This is a genomic window from Mangrovibacter sp. MFB070 (genome assembly GCF_000705335.1).
Taxonomy (GTDB): domain Bacteria; phylum Pseudomonadota; class Gammaproteobacteria; order Enterobacterales; family Enterobacteriaceae; genus Mangrovibacter; species Mangrovibacter plantisponsor.
The window spans coordinates 47,278-63,979 of record NZ_JJMI01000042.1 but is presented as its reverse complement, the minus strand read 5'-3'; the positions used below and the strand labels follow the sequence as shown (position 1 = coordinate 63,979).

Here is a 16,702-nt window from a genome sequence, read left to right as displayed (position 1 = left end):
GATGTCGAATTCTTATGACTCCTCCAGTATCAAAGTCCTGAAAGGGCTGGATGCGGTGCGTAAGCGCCCGGGTATGTATATCGGCGACACGGATGACGGCACCGGCCTGCACCATATGGTATTCGAGGTCGTGGATAACGCTATCGACGAAGCGCTCGCAGGCTACTGTAAAGATATCGTTGTCACTATCCACGAAGATAACTCAGTCTCCGTTCAGGATGACGGGCGTGGTATTCCTACCGGTATTCACCCGGAAGAAGGCGTGTCTGCCGCTGAAGTTATCATGACTGTGCTGCATGCCGGTGGTAAGTTTGACGACAACTCCTATAAAGTTTCCGGTGGTCTGCATGGCGTGGGTGTATCGGTGGTTAACGCCCTGTCCCAGAAACTGGAACTGGTGATTCGTCGCGATGGCAAAGTCCACAACCAGGTTTACCAGCATGGTGTGCCAACTGCGCCACTGGCCGTTGCCGGGGAAACCGAAAAAACCGGTACCATGGTGCGTTTCTGGCCAAGTCTGGAAACCTTCACCAATGTGGTTGAATTTGAATACGAAATTCTGGCAAAACGCCTGCGTGAACTCTCCTTCCTGAACTCAGGTGTCTCCATCCGCCTGATTGATAAGCGTGTTGAAGGTAAGCAGGACCACTTCCATTACGAAGGCGGTATCAAAGCTTTTGTTGAATACCTCAACAAGAACAAAACACCTATCCACCCGAATGTGTTCTATTTCTCTACTGAAAAAGACGGGATTGGTGTGGAAGTCGCGCTGCAGTGGAACGATGGCTTCCAGGAAAACATTTACTGCTTTACCAACAACATTCCTCAACGTGATGGCGGTACCCACCTTGCCGGTTTCCGTGCGGCAATGACGCGTACCCTGAACACCTATATGGATAACGAAGGCTACAGCAAAAAAGCGAAAATCAGCGCGACGGGTGATGATGCCCGTGAAGGCCTGATTGCTGTGGTTTCAGTAAAAGTTCCGGACCCGAAATTCTCTTCTCAGACCAAAGACAAACTGGTTTCTTCTGAAGTGAAATCAGCCGTGGAATCCCAGATGAACGAGCGTCTGGCTGATTACCTGCAGGAAAACCCGGCTGATGCCAAAACCGTTGTCAGCAAGATTATTGATGCGGCCCGAGCCCGTGAAGCGGCGCGTCGTGCCCGTGAAATGACCCGCCGTAAAGGTGCGCTGGACCTGGCAGGCTTGCCGGGCAAACTGGCGGATTGCCAGGAGCGCGACCCGGCTCTGTCTGAACTCTACCTGGTGGAAGGGGACTCAGCGGGCGGCTCTGCAAAACAGGGGCGTAACCGCAAGAATCAGGCTATTTTGCCGCTGAAAGGTAAAATCCTGAACGTCGAAAAAGCGCGTTTCGACAAAATGCTCTCTTCTCAGGAAGTGGCGACACTGATTACCGCACTGGGCTGTGGTATCGGCCGCGATGAATACAACCCGGATAAACTGCGTTACCACAACATCATCATCATGACCGATGCTGACGTCGATGGTTCGCACATCCGTACACTGCTTCTGACTTTCTTCTATCGCCAGATGCCGGAAATCGTTGAACGTGGGCACGTCTTTATTGCTCAGCCTCCACTGTATAAAGTGAAAAAAGGCAAGCAAGAACAATACATTAAAGATGATGAAGCCATGGATCAGTACCAGATTTCCATTGCGCTGGATGGTGCCACATTGCACACCAATGCCAGTGCTCCGGCTCTGGCAGGTGAAGCGCTGGAAAAACTGGTGGCCGAATTCAACGGTACCCAGAAGATGATCCATCGTATGGAGCGCCGTTATCCCCGCGCATTGTTGGGCGAGTTAATTTACCACCCAACACTGGGGGCTGATGACCTGTCCGACGAACAGAAAGTGACCCGCTGGGTTTCTTCGCTGGTAGCTGAGCTGACAGAGAAAGAACAGCACGGCAGCATCTGGAAATTCGATATCCGCGAAAACGCTGAACTCTCCCAGTTTGAACCTGTTGTGCGGGTGCGTACGCACGGTGTGGATACCGATTATGTTCTGGACCAGGACTTCGTTCAGGGCGGGGAATACAAACGTATCTTCACGCTGGGCGAAAAACTGCGCGGCCTGATTGAAGAAGGGGCTTACATTGAGCGTGGTGAGCGCCGTCAGCCAGTTTCCAGCTTTGAACAGGCACTGGACTGGCTGGTGAAAGAGTCCCGCCGTGGTCTTTCTGTACAGCGTTACAAAGGTCTGGGCGAAATGAACCCGGAACAGCTGTGGGAAACCACCATGGATCCAGACAGCCGCCGCATGTTGCGCGTCACAGTAAAAGACGCCATTGCCGCCGACCAGTTGTTTACAACGCTGATGGGCGATGCGGTAGAGCCACGCCGCGCCTTTATCGAAGAAAACGCCCTGAAAGCGGCGAATATCGATATCTGATGACCGGTTAGCCGGAAAAAAAGCCAGTGTGAAATACCACTGGCTTTTTTGTTCTGCACGAAAGTGAGTTTATTCTGCGTTGTTTTTGTGACCAAAGTCGCGTTACGATGCCCTTCCTGACCCATTATGGATTTCTGTCATGGCGATAAAACTGATTGCTATCGATATGGATGGCACCCTGCTTAACCCCGATAATGTCATTACCCCAGGTGTCCACCGGGCCATTAGTGCAGCCCGGGAAAAAGGTGTGGTGGTTGTGCTGGCAACCGGCCGGCCCTACATTGGTGTAAAACGCTACCTCGAAGAGCTGGATATGCAGTCCGCAGGCGACTACTGCATAACTTACAACGGTGCACTGGTGCAAAAAGCGGCCAGTGGCGAATGTGTTGCTGAAACTACTCTGGGTCACGATGATTACCGTTATCTGGAAGGGCTTTCCCGCGAACTGGGTGTTCACTTTCATGCGCTCGATCACCACATTCTGTATACCGCCAACCGGGATATCAGCCGTTATACCGTGCATGAAGCCGCACTGACGGGTATGCCGTTGCAGTTCTGCGAAGCTGACCGTATGGACCCGGCTATTCGCTTTCCAAAACTGATGATGATTGATGAGCCCGCATTGCTGGATGAAGCAATTACCCGGATCCCACAGGAAGCAAAATCCCGCTATACCATCCTGAAAAGCGCGCCGTTTTACCTCGAATTACTCGATAAACGGGTAAACAAAGGTGCCGGTTTACAGGCACTGGCAGAGCGCCTGCAGTTGCAACCAGAAAACGTAATGGCGATTGGTGACCAGGAAAACGACATGGCTATGCTGGAGTACGCAGGTGTGGGCGTGGCGATGGGTAATGCCATAGAGCCGGTTAAAGCGATGGCAAACTTTATCAGTAAAACCAACGCGGAAGACGGTGTCGCCTGGGCAATCGAACAATTTGTTCCCGGCGTTAACTGAGAAAACCAGGCAACACCCGTCTGAATCGATTACCCTGAGCCATTATCGCTTAAGGCCAGGGTAATCCCGTGAAACAAGTCACTTTCTCACCCCGTCACCACCAACTGACCAATATCAATACATGGACGCCAGACAGCCAGTGGCTGGTGTTTGATGTTCGCCCGTCTGGCGCATCATTCACCAGTGAAACCGTAGAGCGCGTCCATATTCACTCTGGTGCTACCGAAGTTATCTGGCGATCGCAGCAGGGTGCTCATGTGGGGGTTATTACGGTGAACCCACAACTGCCTGAGCGCTACGTATTTATTCATGGCCCGGAAAACCCGGATGAAAACTGGCAGTATAGTTTTCATCACCGGCGTGGTGTAACGGTCTGTGGCGGCCAGGCGGCTAACCTGGATGCCCTTTCCATTACCGCGCCTTATTTCCCCGGCGCACTGCGTGGCGGCAGCCATGTGCATGTCTGGAGCCCGGACGGGCAATACCTGAGCTTTACTTATAACGACCATGTGCTCCACGAGCGGGATCCGGCGCTGGATTTGCGTAATGTTGGTGTTGCAGTGCCTTTCGGCCCGGTAAACCCACCGCTGCGCCATTCGCGGGAATATGCCGGTAGTCACTGGTGTACGCTGGTTTCGCGCACCACACCGGAGCCTCAACCAGGAAGCGATGACATTAACCGGGCCTATGAAGAGGGCTGGGTGGGCAGCCAGGGCTACCTGAAGCCCAACAGGGAACGCCAGCGTTATGCCCTGGCCTTTATTGGCGATACCCGTTCAGCGCAGGGCGAAACCGTACCTGAACTATTTATTGCCGACTTACCCGATAACGAAGCCGCCTGGAAAACACCGGGCGACGTCCCCCTGGCGGGTACCCCCGAAACCATGCCTGCACCACCAGCCAGCGTTTCCCAAAAACGCCTGACGCACACGCATCAGCGTGCCTGGCCAGGTCTTGTGAACCAGCCGCGCCATTGGGTGCGTGCCAGCCCGGATGGCGAAAATATCGCTTTTCTGATGCGAGATAATAACGGCGTGGTTCAGGTTTGGCTGGTTTCACCCAACGGGGGAGAATGCCGGCAGTTAACCCGGCTTGAGCATGATGTACAGTCGGCGATTAACTGGCACCCAACAGGCAAATGGCTGGGCTTTATCTGTGAGCGAAAAATCGTGATGTGCAGCTATCCGGAAGGGAAAATACGTGAACTTACCGCACCGCAGGAAGAAATTTCCGGTGATGCAGTTGTCTTCTCGCCTGACGGGCAGTTTATTGCCTGGATGCAGCCCGATAAACAAGGCTTCCGGCAAATATACATCTGCCAGACCGGCTGCTGACACTCTGCCGGGTAACGTTACCCGGCAATAACATCAGGGCGCCGCGGGGGGGATAACCGAATTGGTTGCGAGGTTTTTCTGCTCACTTTTTTCTACCCGCGCACGGACAGAATCATTGGTGTGAAACGCATCCCAGGGAATCAACAGTGTGTCTGCCACTGCCGTGAATGGCATATCCAGTGCCACAAACGGTTTAATCCCCCAACTGGTATCGCCATCCTTCAGTAATTCATAACTTGCCCGGGTGCCGGGGTAATACCCTTCCTGGCCACCGGTATGCGTCATCATACTGGAACAGCCGCACAAAGCGACCAGCCCACTCCCTAAAAATAAGTGCTGTAATTGGCGTATTTTCATTGTGTTATCGTCATTGTAGCTGAAGCTTCTGACACGGCAGAAGCAAACCGCGGTCGCTCAGTCCATAACGCACCTGCTTCCATGCAAAAGACACATTCATTTGCGCCAGGTGCTACATGATTTTTGTTTAGTCTACGCGAAGTGTAATAAAGTGCAAAAAAAGTGCAATTTGCACACTTGAAAACAACGAGGCTGTCACCATCTTATATTCAGAGCCAAAAACGGATAGGCCAAATGGGTATCCGGGTTCTGCGGTCTGTCCAACAGGAAGGCCATAAAACATTCTCGCTGATTTCAGGAGCTATTAACGATGCGTAATTTTGACTTCTCCCCGCTTTACCGTTCTGCCATTGGTTTTGACCGCCTGTTTAACCACCTGGAAAATAGCCAGACCCAAAGCAATGGGGGTTACCCTCCGTACAACGTTGAACTGGTTGATGAAAACCACTACCGCATTGCAATTGCCGTTGCCGGTTTTGCTGAGAGCGAACTGGATATCACTGCGCAGGACAACCTGCTGGTAGTGAAAGGCGCACATGCAGCGGAAGAAAAAGAACGCACTTATCTGTACCAGGGCATTGCCGAACGCAACTTCGAGCGCAAATTCCAACTGGCTGACAACATTCACGTTAAAGGGGCTAACCTGGTGAATGGCTTGCTGTATATCGAACTGGAACGCGTTATTCCCGAAGCCAACAAACCGCGTCGCATCGCCATTAACTAATTCTGTTTGTGCTGCATTGCTGTGGGTGGTGCAGCCTGTTACGTGCTTGCCGTCAGGGAGCACAGGCCGGTTACGTATACCGGCAGTATCAACTCGCTTCAAAGAAGGAGATTATTTATGCGTAATTATGATTTTTCCCCCTTATTCCGTCAGTGGATCGGTTTTGACAAACTGGCTAACGCCATGCTGAACAGCAGCGAAGCTCAGTCGTTCCCTCCCTATAACATTGAAAAAGCGGACGATAACCATTACCGCATCACACTGGCACTGGCCGGTTTCCGCCAGGAAGACCTGGATATTCAGCTTGAAGGGCCACGGCTTTCCATTAAAGGTACGCCGGTAAAACCCGAACAGGAAACCACCTGGTTGCACCATGGCCTGGCAACAGAGCCGTTTAGTTTAAGTTTTACTCTGGCCGACCATATGCAGGTATCTGGCGCAACCTTCAACAACGGGTTGCTGCATATTGATTTAACCCGTGAAGTACCTGAAGCCCTGGCACCGCAGCGTATCGCCATTAGCGAGCGCCCGGCACTCAACAGCTAATTTTGGTACTTGCATCCCCAGCCGCATCGGTAACCCGGTGCGGCTTTTTTTTGCCTGTTTTTTGCCGGTAAGCATTGTACTTAACCATGAGTAATACATGGTCTTTTGTGCGCTATCAGGCAGTTATATTTGTAACGCTCTGCCACAATCAAACCAACGCAGAAACAGGAGCTGAATGATGAGTGACATCGCGCTGACTGTCAGCATACTGGCACTGGTTGCCATCGTTGGTCTGTGGATTGGCAATATTCGCATCCGTGGTATTGGTTTTGGCGTCGGTGGTGTGTTGTTCGGCGGGATTATTGTCGGGCATTTTCTGTATATGGCCGGTATACATATCAACAGCGATATCCTGCACTTTGTTCAGGAGTTTGGCCTGATTCTGTTTGTCTACACCATCGGTATTCAGGTGGGCCCCGGTTTCTTCTCTTCTTTGCGGGTTTCTGGCTTAAGGCTGAACCTGTTTGCCGTGTTGATTGTGGTGCTGGGTGGGCTGGTGACCGCATTACTGTACTGGCTGTTTGATATCCCGCTGCCCGTGGTGCTGGGGATTTTCTCGGGTGCCGTGACCAACACACCGGCACTGGGTGCCGGGCAGCAAATTCTTACTGACTTGGGCGTCCCGGCGGCGCTACGTAACGAAATGGGAATGAGCTATGCCATGGCGTACCCTTTTGGCATCTGCGGCATTCTGTTCAGTATGTGGTTGTTACGCGTAGTACTGCGCATTAACGTCAACCGTGAAGCTGCACGCTTCCAGAAAGTTAACGGCCAGTCCCAGCAGTTGAGCGCCATTAACGTTCAGGTGGAGAACCCTAACCTCCATAATCTGGCACTTGAGGATATCCCACTACTTAATGGCGACAGCATTGTCTGTTCCCGGTTAAAACGCGGCGATTCGCTGATGGTGCCCTCATCTTCCACATTAATTGAGCGCGGAGACCTGTTGTACCTGGTTGGCAGCCAGGAAGACCTGCACAGTGCGCAACTGGTTATAGGCCAGCAAGTTGATGCCGGGCTTTCCACCACCGGCACAGACTTGCGGGTAGAGCGGGTCGTTGTGACCAATGAAAAAGTGTTGGGGAAAAAAATCCGCGACCTGGGCATAAAAACGAAGTATGACGTAGTGATATCCCGCCTGAACCGTGCCGGGGTTGAGCTGGTCGCCAGCAGCCACTCCAGCCTGCAGTTCGGTGATATTCTCAACCTGGTTGGGCGCCAGGTGGATATTGACGCCGTTGCCGCGCTACTGGGTAATGCGCAACAAAAACTCCAGCAGGTGCAAATGTTGCCCGTGTTTATTGGTATTGCGCTGGGCGTGTTGCTGGGGTCAATCCCGTTGTTTATTCCAGGCTTCCCGGTGGCTCTGCGCCTCGGGTTAGCTGGCGGCCCGCTAATTATGGCGCTGATCCTTGGCCGAATCGGCAGTATTGGCACGCTCTACTGGTTTATGCCCCCCAGTGCCAACCAGGCGCTGCGGGAACTGGGTATTGTGCTGTTTCTGGCTGTTGTCGGGCTAAAATCCGGTAGTGGCTTTGTCGCCACTCTGACCCAGGGAGATGGTGTGTTATGGATGGGGTACGGCATTCTAATCACTGCCATTCCGCTACTGGTGGTGGGTTTTACGGCGCGGTTACTGGCAAAAATGAACTACCTGACAATTTGCGGGATGCTGGCCGGCTCCATGACAGACCCGCCAGCGTTGGCTTTTGCCAATAATCTTCACACTACCAGCGGAGCTGCCGCGCTCTCGTATGCCACGGTTTACCCACTGGTAATGTTCTTGCGTATTATCACGCCACAATTACTGGCAATTCTGCTGTGGGGCGTTTCCTGAAAGAGCCCGGCTTGCCGGAGCATATTGCCTGGTGATTTCCCGGCCATAACATGTTGATATAAGAGGATGGCCGGGTCTCACTTTGGAAATGCATCAGGAGCACAAGACGCACAATGAAAATCACCCAACTGGGCGAAGCGCCTGACTACCGTTTTTCTCTGGCGAATGAGCGCACCTTTCTTGCCTGGATCCGTACCGCCTTAGGTTTCCTTGCTGCTGGTGTCGGGCTGGACCAACTGGCTCCCGACCTGGCCACCCCCCTGGTTCGTGAAATCTTGTCGCTGTTTCTGTGCCTGTTTGCCGGTGGCCTTGCGGTCTACAGCTATATACGCTGGTTACGCAATGAAAAAGCGATGCGCCTGAAGCAAGACCTGCCCTACACCGGCAGCCTGAAGTTGATAAGCCTGGTGATGGTCGCGGTGGTGGTCATCGCAATGGTGATGATGGTTTATGCCTGAATCTTCACGCCGCCAGCGCCGTGAACAAGACCCGGGGCTGCAACCGGAGCGCACCGCGCTTGCCTGGTATCGCACATTACTGGGGTACGGTGCCTTGCTGGCACTGGCATTACGCCACAGCTGGCACCGGGCAGGCCCGTTATTTTGGGGGTCGTTGTTAGTGCTGGCTGTCCTGGTTGGCGTGGTTTACGCCTGGGCCCGGCAACGCCAGCTTATGGACATCGCCCGTCAGGATTTACTTGGCGCGCAAACTGTTCGTGGCAAATGTATGATTGCGTTGGGGGTTCTCGGGCTGGCATTATTATTTGCTGCTGTGCATATTCACCAAATTTGGTTACATCTTGGGCCGCCAGAGTAACGATTTTATTTATGCACATACTTCCCCAAAGCATGCTAAATAAATACATATATTTCTGATATCAATTGCCGGAAGGTCAGTGCCTTGAAGACTTTCATCGCGTTTATGACAGGGTCAGTCAGTGTAATGGCTTGTGCCACATCATTGCCCGCCACCGCGCCAATAACGGAGGCATTGCCTTCGGCTGTGCCTGCACCAGTTACAACACCGGCGCCTTCTCCCTTGCCGGAAGGGTTTACTGCCCGGCAATATGCGGCGGCATTGGGTACGGGTATGGATGTTGACTGGGCAAGAACCGAACAAGGCATTCGTGAGTTTGACCCGCTGGTGGTGCGCGACTACCAGCAGCGAGGCCTGGGGCATGTGCGTATTCGGGTGGCAGATGACGCAACTGAACAGCACCTGCTCCATTTGCGTAAAATTGTGGAGGCCTGCGAACAATACGGCGTGATACCCATCATTGCTTACCAGGCAGATGAATTCAAAAACGACCCCAACAACAGTAATGAAGCCAAAGTTATTGCCTGGTGGAATACCGTCAGCCGCTATTTTGGCAACACACACCCAGAACTGGGGTTCGATATCATTTATGAACCCGGTGAAAAACTGAATCATGACCAGCAGGCACTAAACCGCCTGTATGAAAAAGTCGTGCGGGATATTCACCATACAGACCCGCTGCGCATGGTATTTATTGCGCCACGCCAGCGCGCCACCCCGGAAGACCTGGTCAACCTAAAGTGGCCTCCCCAAAGTAACGGCCATGTGCTGGCCGAATGGCATATTTTCCCCTGGGGCCCGGTTAAAGTGGGTAATAAATACCCGTGGACCACAGGAACCGCTGCGGAAAAAGCTGCAATTCGTAACCGAATCAACGTTGCGCTGCACTGGCAGCAAAAAACCGGGCATGCCTCCTGGGTTGGTGGCTGGTCAGCTGGGGCAACATTGAAAAACCCGGTTCAGCCTTCCCAAATCGCTTTCGCGACTTTTATGGCATGTGAGCTCCAGCAGGCACACATTCCCTATGCGCTTAATGTTGATAACCTGTTTTACGATGGGGAAGAAGGCGCATGGCGGCCAGCGACTGCCGCATTACTCCAGGCAATGATAAAACCCGAGTGCCCACCCGCAGAAGTGAAAACACCCGGGAAAACCAAAGCACACCATCACTGAGCTTAAACCGGTTGCTGGTGGCGGTGTTGCTGGCGCAAAGCCAGGGGTAACCAGCAACCCAGCATCACCAGGCCCATCGCGGTCATTAACATACCTGCACTGTTCTGGCTGGTTTGCGGTAACAGCGCCGAGAGCCAGGCCATCGAACCTGCGCCCATATTTTGTAACCCACCTACCAGCGCCCCGGCAGTACCTGCCAAAAACGGAAAGGGCTCCATAGCGCCACTGGTGGCTAACGGGAAAACCATCCCTGCGCCGAAGAAAAACAGTGCGGCAGGTACCAGCAGTGTCCAGATATTCATTATTCCGGCCCAGCCGGGGAGCCACATCAGCAAACCCGCACCCAGGCAACTGAGCACGGCCTGCCACATTAACGTAGCAAACCGCTTTCCTGCCCGGCCTGCATACCAGGCACCAAAAAAGGCGGCAGGAATAGGTAGAATGAACAGAATACTGACAGTAACACTATTAAGCCCAAGCACACTGCCCATCAGCACACCAGCACAAGCTTCAAACACCGCAATACCAGCCAGACCGCCAACCAGCATCAGCAGGTAGCAACAGAATGCGCGCTGGCTGAATAAGGTCTGGTAATTGCGCAGCAACGACGAAGGGTGTGCCGCCAGAGGGCGGGTTTCTGGCATAAAACGCGCAATACACAGGGTAACCGCCAGGCACAGCAGTAGCAGAAAAAGAAAGCAGGCACGCCACCCGGCAAAAGTATTAAGCACACCACCCAGTAACGGTGCCAATAGCGGACTAACCAGAATGCCCATGTTTAACAGGCTGTTAGCTTTGCGTAAAGACTGCCCTTCATATAAATCACGCGGCATGGTTCGGGCCATCACACCCGCCACACCGGTGCCCATTCCCTGCAACCCGCTTGCCAGCACCAGTACCAAAAAGTGTGGAGTTGTTGCCGCAATGAGAGTGGCCAGCATAAATACGCTCATACCCACCAGAATTACCGGGCGGCGGCCTGTCCGGTCTGATATTGGGCCATAAAATAGTTGCGAAAGACCGTAAGTCAGCAGGTACGCAGCCATGACACTTTGGATCGCGCCCTCCCGAACCTGGAAGCTGGCCGCCATGTTACTCATTGCCGGAATATAAATGGTTTGCGCCATCTGGCCGACAGCGATCAACAAAATAAGCAGTATTAACTGCGGTTTGTGCGTAAGCGTTTTCATGGAAATTGGTTAGATAATTATTCTGTAATTGCAGGTTATGATTCTGCGTGGTGCTTAATTTGTCGAGGAATCTACCATGAAAATATTCATGCCTCTATTCGGCGCGGGTAATTCTTAATTTTCGGGCGTATTTGGCTGAAAACAGGGGTTGGCAACTATTGTTGCCAGTCTATTGTTGCCAGTTGTGGTGTGTGGCAGGCGTAAGGTGTTTTTGGTGCGTCAGCCGTTCTTGCCCGGTTACGGGAAGAAATCCCAGTGACTGGTAAAAAGCAAAAGCTGTTTCAGGCGCATGAGTGTTGAGGTGGTGAAATCCGGCAAGCTTCGCGTGGGCTTCCAGTGCATTAACCAGAGCGAGGCCCACTTTCTGGCGGCGAAACGCCGGGCTGATATAAAGATGGCGTAATCTTGCAGCCTGTGGGTGTGCGTCGAACGGGCACCGGTTGAGGCCCCCAATACCAGCCAGCTCATCGCCTGACCAGGCAGCCAGCAGAATTTCACCTGGCTTATTAAAACGGTTGCTCCCATCCTGCCAGTGTTGTTCAAGGCGCATGAGCATAGCGAAACCTTCTGTCTGGCTGGCTGCACAGAGTTCGGCAAAACCCAGCAGCGGCAGAGTAACGGGGGTAATCATCTTCTGTATCACTGCGGTTCAGGCCTTTGTGGGGTGGTACTGGCTGGAATACCGAGTATGCGGATTGTCTGAATTGTGTACATATTTCAGCCTTGCGGGTCTGTGTGATGGGTAACTGTGATCTTAATCACATAAAAAAATGATCTATAGGTTAATCCTTTTACCCGCTCATTATTAATATCACATTGCCTTTCAACTGAAAGGATATATTCGGATAAAACGCATACGAAATATATTCGTAATATTTCTATCATAGTAGAAAAGTTACTAAAAAAGCCTACTAAATATTGTAGGTATGGGCTTTTTGGGCCTCATTCCTTCGTACTATTAGGACTATTCCTGGTTATTTTTGTGGTCGTGATAAAATATCGTATGGCCTATAAAATTAATACCTGATTACACATTTTTTTATGTGTATTTTTTGTACATGTAAATGTACTTCATACTGATATTTAATAAATATCAGTAGCTTGAATGACTTTTCTGATGCATAAGCGTGTCAAAATCCCCTTGTGGACATATGTAGAGCACACAGCAGTGCCTCCAGCAAACAGCTCCTCAGTTTGTAATTACATACAAGGGTTTTTGGCTCCTTAAGTAAAATATATCCATGCTAAAACCGGTGGGGTGAATATATCCATCTGGTTGTTGTGTTGCCTTTGTGGCAGTGAAAATAAAATCTGATGTTGTAACCCGGTCCTTATTGAGTAAGGTTCGTGCGGTAGCTTTGCCTTTAAGATTGTGTCTGCAGATTGTTTCGGTGGTTTATTATTTCACGCCGGAGCATCACAGCACTGTGTAATAATGTTGCAAAGGTATAGTGCCAGATACGCTGGTCGATTAATCTTATACGCGTTATACCTTCAGATTGTTTGCTGGCATTGTGGCTTTTTAGCGGGGTTACTCGTGGTGATGTCACCACAATCTGCATGAAGTTTTTTATGGTTGGTTTGCCGTTATGCGCGACGGTGAAGGCAATCGCTTTCGTCCATGCCTGTGCATACAACGCTTCAGGTACGGCATCAAACTTTTGTCACTCCCTCTTTCAATGGAAGAATACGATGAAATTACGAATCGTCCTTGCTCTGTTATTTGTGTTCGGTGTGTCTGGTTGTGTGAAGCATCCACCTGCAGTGAATGATGACACTATCGTCAGCAGCACCGTTGACGGTGTGAAACTGACTTACCGTCATGCCATTACGCCGCCGACTGAATTCCACCCGATTAATGAAGAGTACCGTGCGCTGTACAAAGCTTCTGTAATGAGCCGCCCTGATTTTGGCGGTAACGTTGTGCGCTATCTGGATAACGGTGGCACTTACCAGGTTCTCGGTCGCGTTCAGGATTACTGGATGGCGGTTGCTGAACAAGGTAAAGATGAGCTGATTGGTTATGTTCCTCTGCGTGCTGTCGTAAAAAGCGATTTGTACGAATCCACCCTGCGTAAAGATCGTCCGCGCAAACGCCGTGCTGCAGCGAAAAAACCCAACTGTGTGTCTGTTGATAACACCAGCCAGGCATGCAAAAACACCAACAGCGGAACCTGGATAATCCAGTAAGCCGCTTTCTCGTGTGAATCCTCATGATGAAAACTCGTCTGATGCGCCAGGGACTCCTGGCGTTTTTCATGGTGGCGCTGGCACTGTTATCAGGTTGTGTTTCTTCATCGCGCACTGTGCCTGCCAAATACAACCTGGTGTTTATGGCGCACCCGCAGATAAATCAGTCTGCCCCGCTTAAAATCCGGGTCTTTTTGCTCAAATCAGACGCTGACTTTATGTCAGCCGACTTTTATTCGTTACAAAACAACCCTCAGGGCGTTCTGGGCGCCAACCTGCTCAACAGCGATCAGTTCTTCCTGATGCCCGGCCAGCAGAATAAACAACTGACAGGCCAGAGCACTCCGGATGCCCGCTTTATCGGCATCATGGCTGAATACCAGTCCCTTGACGGTAAAAAATGGCGTGTCTCCTTGCCGTTACCCGCGCCCAGCGAAGACAGCTTCTACAAGTTCTGGAAATGGTCGTCAGACACCCTTGAGGCGCACCTGTTCCTGGATATCAATGGCATACGCGTTGTTAACGAATAACCCGTCTTACAACAGGAAAGCAGTATGAACAAAGCAGAAAAGGTCGTGTGGACAGAAGGTATGTTCCTGCGCCCCCATCATTTTCAACGTGCGGAAAGCTACCTGAAAAGTCAGTTACGCGACTGGGGTATGCAAACCCGTCCGTACATGTGGGGTTTCCAGCACATTGAATTTGACGAAGCTTTACTGCGCCAGGGTTGTGTGGCGCTGAGCAGCGCAACGGGCCTGTTACCCGACGGTACAACATTCTCTTTCACCCGGGCGGAAGATGGCCCGGCTCCGCTGGCTATTGGCGATAACGTAAATAACGCGCGTGTCGTTCTGGCTTTACCTGTAAGCCGTTCCGGCCGTGAAGCGGTGATATTCAGTGAAGCATCTGACTCCCTGGCGCGGTATATCGCCTGGGAAGCCGATGTGGACGACGACAACGACATGGCGGTGGGCAGCGCCACCGTCCAGTTTGGCAAATTACGCCTGCGCCTGATGCTGGAAAGTGACCTGACAGCGGAATGGACAGCGGTTGGTGTGGCGCAGGTTATCGAAAAGCGCAACGACAACCAGGTCCGCCTGGAAAACAGCTACATTCCCCCAATGCTCAACGCTATTAATAATGAGCATTTATTTGCTTACCTGACAGACATGCACGGCCTGCTGGCACAACGCAGCCAGCAAATCGGCCAGCGCCTGAGTAAACCTGGCCGGTTTAATACCTCAGAAATGATTGAGTTCAGCCTGCTGGCGTTAGTAAACCGCCACCTTGGGTTATCTGAACACCTGCGCAGCCTGCCATTACTCCACCCGGAACAACTGTGGCGCGAGTGGATTGGCTTCGCAACTGAACTGGCCACCTGGATGCCGCAACGCGCCCCTGCCGCTGGTCTGCCTGTTTACGACCATGACGACCTGGCATGGTGCTTTAGCAAACTGATTCTGCTGTTACGCCAGGGGCTGTCGCAGGTTATGGAAGAAAGCGCGATTCAGTTGCCGCTTAACGAACGCTCTCATGGCCTGAATGTTGCCACTGTGCCGGAAACCAGCATGGTGAAAGAGTTTGGCTTTGTGCTGGCAGTGCGGGCCAATGTCCCGGGCGACGCCTTGCAAACCCATTTCCCGGCACAAATGAAGATTGCACCGGTCACCAAAATTCGCGACCTGGTGCAGCTCCAGTTACCCGGCATGGTGTTGCGCGCAATGCCGGTTGCTCCTCCGCAAATTCCCTGGCACGCCGGTTACAGCTACTTCCAACTGGAGAAGGGCGGGGAATTATGGAAAGAGATGGAGAAATCAGGCGCATTTGCGCTGCATCTGGCCGGTGAATTCCCCGGGCTGGATATGGAATTTTGGGCTATTCGTAGCCACGCAGAATAATTCAAGGATACGCGCCAATTATGCAGGAATCTCAAGCCACAGCCGGTGATGCCATGTTTGCAGGCGCCAGCAGCGCTAATCCGCTGGTGGCGGCAGCCAATCCTTTACTCAATGCCATTGTTCAAATCCGCCACTCTGTTTCACACAACGACCCGGCAGGATTACGCCAACGGTTGATAGACGAAATTCGCCGCTTCGAAGTACGTTGCCAGCAATCAGGCCTGGCGTATGAAGTGATTGTTGGTGCGCGCTACTGCTTGTGCACCGCACTGGATGAAGCCGCGTCGCTCACCCCCTGGGGCAGCCGCAGTGTTTGGGCAGGCAGTGGTTTGCTGGTTACTTTTCATAATGAAACCTGGGGTGGTGAAAAGTTCTTCCAGTTACTGGCGCGGCTTTCACAAAACCCGCGTGAGCACATCAACTTACTGGAAATGATTAATACCTGCCTGTTGCTGGGGTTCGAAGGGCGCTACCGCGTGCTGGACAACGGCCGCACGCAACTGGAAACCATTAAACAGCGTTTATGGCAGATGATCCGTGGTGTACGCGGCCAGTATGCTCCGCCACTTTCTGTTCACCCGGAAGACCAGCCAGTGATGCGCAAGTTATGGCGCCCGGTAGTGCCTGTATGGGCGTGTACAGCCCTGGCCGGGTTCCTTGCCTGCCTGTTTTATATCGGCCTGAACTGGCGGCTTGGTGATTACACCAGCCCGGTGCTCGCCGCGGTGTACCAGACCACATTGCCAGACGTCACTATTAAAAATCCGGCACCGCGCCACCCGCCAGTCCTTAACCTGCGGGCATTCCTGAGCCCGGAAATCAAAGCAGGCCTGGTCGCGGTACGCGATGAATCAGACCGTAGTGTGGTAATTCTCAAAGGTGATGGCCTGTTTGCTTCAGGCTCCACTGTAGTGCGCGACCGCTATAAACCGGTAATTGATCGGGTAGCGAAAGCGATGGACAACGTCAGCGGTAAAATTCTGGTTGTCGGTTACACCGATAACGTACCGATTCGCAGTGCGCGTTTTGCCTCGAATTACGAACTGTCTCTTGAGCGTGCCCAGTCAGTCACAGACATGCTGGAAAAACAGCTTTCCCGCCCGGAAAGGGTGAAAGCGGAAGGGCGTGGCGACACCAACCCGGTGGCACCGAATAACACAGCAGAAAATCGCGCCCGTAACCGCCGTGTTGAAATCACTTTACTTGTCTCGCCGGAAAATACCCAGGCTGAGCTGAACGGCATTGCGCAAGGAAACTAAA

General features: G+C 52.3%; 16 protein-coding genes. 13 read left to right on the top strand and 3 right to left on the bottom strand.

Going from position 1 to position 16,702, the window contains the following annotated elements; genetic code table 11:
- The first annotated feature begins 1 nt into the window (after nucleotide 1).
- From gyrB to DT73_RS19830, 3 genes are all read left to right on the top strand, one after another.
- A complete protein-coding gene (gene gyrB, locus DT73_RS19840; RefSeq protein ID WP_036113954.1) occupies nucleotides 2-2,419 on the top strand; it encodes a DNA topoisomerase (ATP-hydrolyzing) subunit B in 2,418 nt (805 codons plus the stop codon).
- A gap of 139 nt (nucleotides 2,420-2,558) precedes the next feature.
- Nucleotides 2,559-3,377 carry a sugar-phosphatase gene (yidA, locus tag DT73_RS19835; RefSeq protein WP_036113953.1) on the top strand — a complete coding sequence of 273 codons (819 nt, stop codon included), beginning with the start codon at nucleotides 2,559-2,561 and terminating at the stop codon, nucleotides 3,375-3,377.
- Between the two features lie 68 nt (nucleotides 3,378-3,445).
- The gene (locus DT73_RS19830) at nucleotides 3,446-4,711 is read left to right on the top strand and encodes a DUF3748 domain-containing protein (protein WP_036113950.1); all 1,266 of its coding nucleotides are present in this window, start codon (nucleotides 3,446-3,448) and stop codon (nucleotides 4,709-4,711) included.
- Between the two features lie 33 nt (nucleotides 4,712-4,744).
- On the opposite strand, the gene DT73_RS19825 is transcribed toward DT73_RS19830, so the two are convergent.
- Entirely contained in the window at nucleotides 4,745-5,068 is a 324-nt protein-coding gene (locus DT73_RS19825; RefSeq protein WP_036113945.1) for a YceK/YidQ family lipoprotein, read from the bottom strand.
- Between the two features lie 310 nt (nucleotides 5,069-5,378).
- Between DT73_RS19825 and ibpA the strand changes: the two genes are divergently transcribed.
- The 6 genes from ibpA (at nucleotide 5,379) to DT73_RS19795 (ending at nucleotide 10,164) form a co-directional block, all read left to right on the top strand.
- Nucleotides 5,379-5,792, top strand: coding sequence for a small heat shock chaperone IbpA (gene ibpA, locus DT73_RS19820; protein WP_036113941.1), 414 nt, complete (start codon nucleotides 5,379-5,381; stop codon nucleotides 5,790-5,792).
- A gap of 117 nt (nucleotides 5,793-5,909) precedes the next feature.
- Nucleotides 5,910-6,338 (top strand): small heat shock chaperone IbpB, encoded by a 429-nt coding sequence (gene ibpB, locus DT73_RS19815; RefSeq protein WP_036113930.1) that lies wholly within the window; start codon nucleotides 5,910-5,912, stop codon nucleotides 6,336-6,338.
- Between the two features lie 178 nt (nucleotides 6,339-6,516).
- Nucleotides 6,517-8,175, top strand: coding sequence for a putative transporter (locus DT73_RS19810; RefSeq protein ID WP_036113914.1), 1,659 nt, complete (start codon nucleotides 6,517-6,519; stop codon nucleotides 8,173-8,175).
- A gap of 113 nt (nucleotides 8,176-8,288) precedes the next feature.
- Entirely contained in the window at nucleotides 8,289-8,633 is a 345-nt protein-coding gene (locus tag DT73_RS19805; RefSeq protein ID WP_036113910.1) for a YidH family protein, read from the top strand.
- Nucleotides 8,626-8,991 (top strand): DUF202 domain-containing protein, encoded by a 366-nt coding sequence (locus DT73_RS19800; RefSeq protein ID WP_036113907.1) that lies wholly within the window; start codon nucleotides 8,626-8,628, stop codon nucleotides 8,989-8,991. Before DT73_RS19805 ends, DT73_RS19800 begins: the two co-directional genes overlap by 8 nt.
- Before the next feature lie 126 nt (nucleotides 8,992-9,117).
- Complete coding sequence (locus DT73_RS19795; RefSeq protein ID WP_051691486.1) at nucleotides 9,118-10,164, top strand: cellulase family glycosylhydrolase; 1,047 nt, start codon at nucleotides 9,118-9,120, stop codon at nucleotides 10,162-10,164.
- A 2-nt stretch (nucleotides 10,165-10,166) separates the two neighbouring features.
- On the opposite strand, the gene emrD is transcribed toward DT73_RS19795, so the two are convergent.
- Nucleotides 10,167-11,354 (bottom strand): multidrug efflux MFS transporter EmrD, encoded by a 1,188-nt coding sequence (gene emrD, locus DT73_RS19790; protein ID WP_036113904.1) that lies wholly within the window; start codon nucleotides 11,352-11,354, stop codon nucleotides 10,167-10,169.
- A gap of 169 nt (nucleotides 11,355-11,523) precedes the next feature.
- Complete coding sequence (locus tag DT73_RS19785) at nucleotides 11,524-11,985, bottom strand: GNAT family N-acetyltransferase (protein ID WP_036113899.1); 462 nt, start codon at nucleotides 11,983-11,985, stop codon at nucleotides 11,524-11,526.
- A 1,061-nt stretch (nucleotides 11,986-13,046) separates the two neighbouring features.
- On the opposite strand from DT73_RS19785, the gene DT73_RS19780 reads away from it, so the two are divergent.
- Genes DT73_RS19780 through DT73_RS19765 form a run of 4 tightly spaced genes read left to right on the top strand, consistent with a single transcriptional unit; the run spans nucleotide 13,047 to nucleotide 16,701 of the window.
- Entirely contained in the window at nucleotides 13,047-13,544 is a 498-nt protein-coding gene (locus DT73_RS19780) for a hypothetical protein (protein WP_036113895.1), read from the top strand.
- 26 nt (nucleotides 13,545-13,570) lie between these two features.
- Nucleotides 13,571-14,074: a type VI secretion system lipoprotein TssJ gene (tssJ, locus tag DT73_RS19775; protein WP_082917870.1), complete on the top strand. Its 504-nt coding sequence runs from the start codon at nucleotides 13,571-13,573 to the stop codon at nucleotides 14,072-14,074.
- Nucleotides 14,075-14,098: 24 nt separating this feature from the next.
- Nucleotides 14,099-15,442 (top strand): type VI secretion system baseplate subunit TssK, encoded by a 1,344-nt coding sequence (gene tssK / locus DT73_RS19770; protein WP_036113889.1) that lies wholly within the window; start codon nucleotides 14,099-14,101, stop codon nucleotides 15,440-15,442.
- 20 nt (nucleotides 15,443-15,462) lie between these two features.
- A complete protein-coding gene (locus DT73_RS19765) occupies nucleotides 15,463-16,701 on the top strand; it encodes a DotU family type VI secretion system protein (RefSeq protein WP_036113885.1) in 1,239 nt (412 codons plus the stop codon).
- The last annotated feature ends 1 nt before the right edge of the window (nucleotide 16,702 follow it).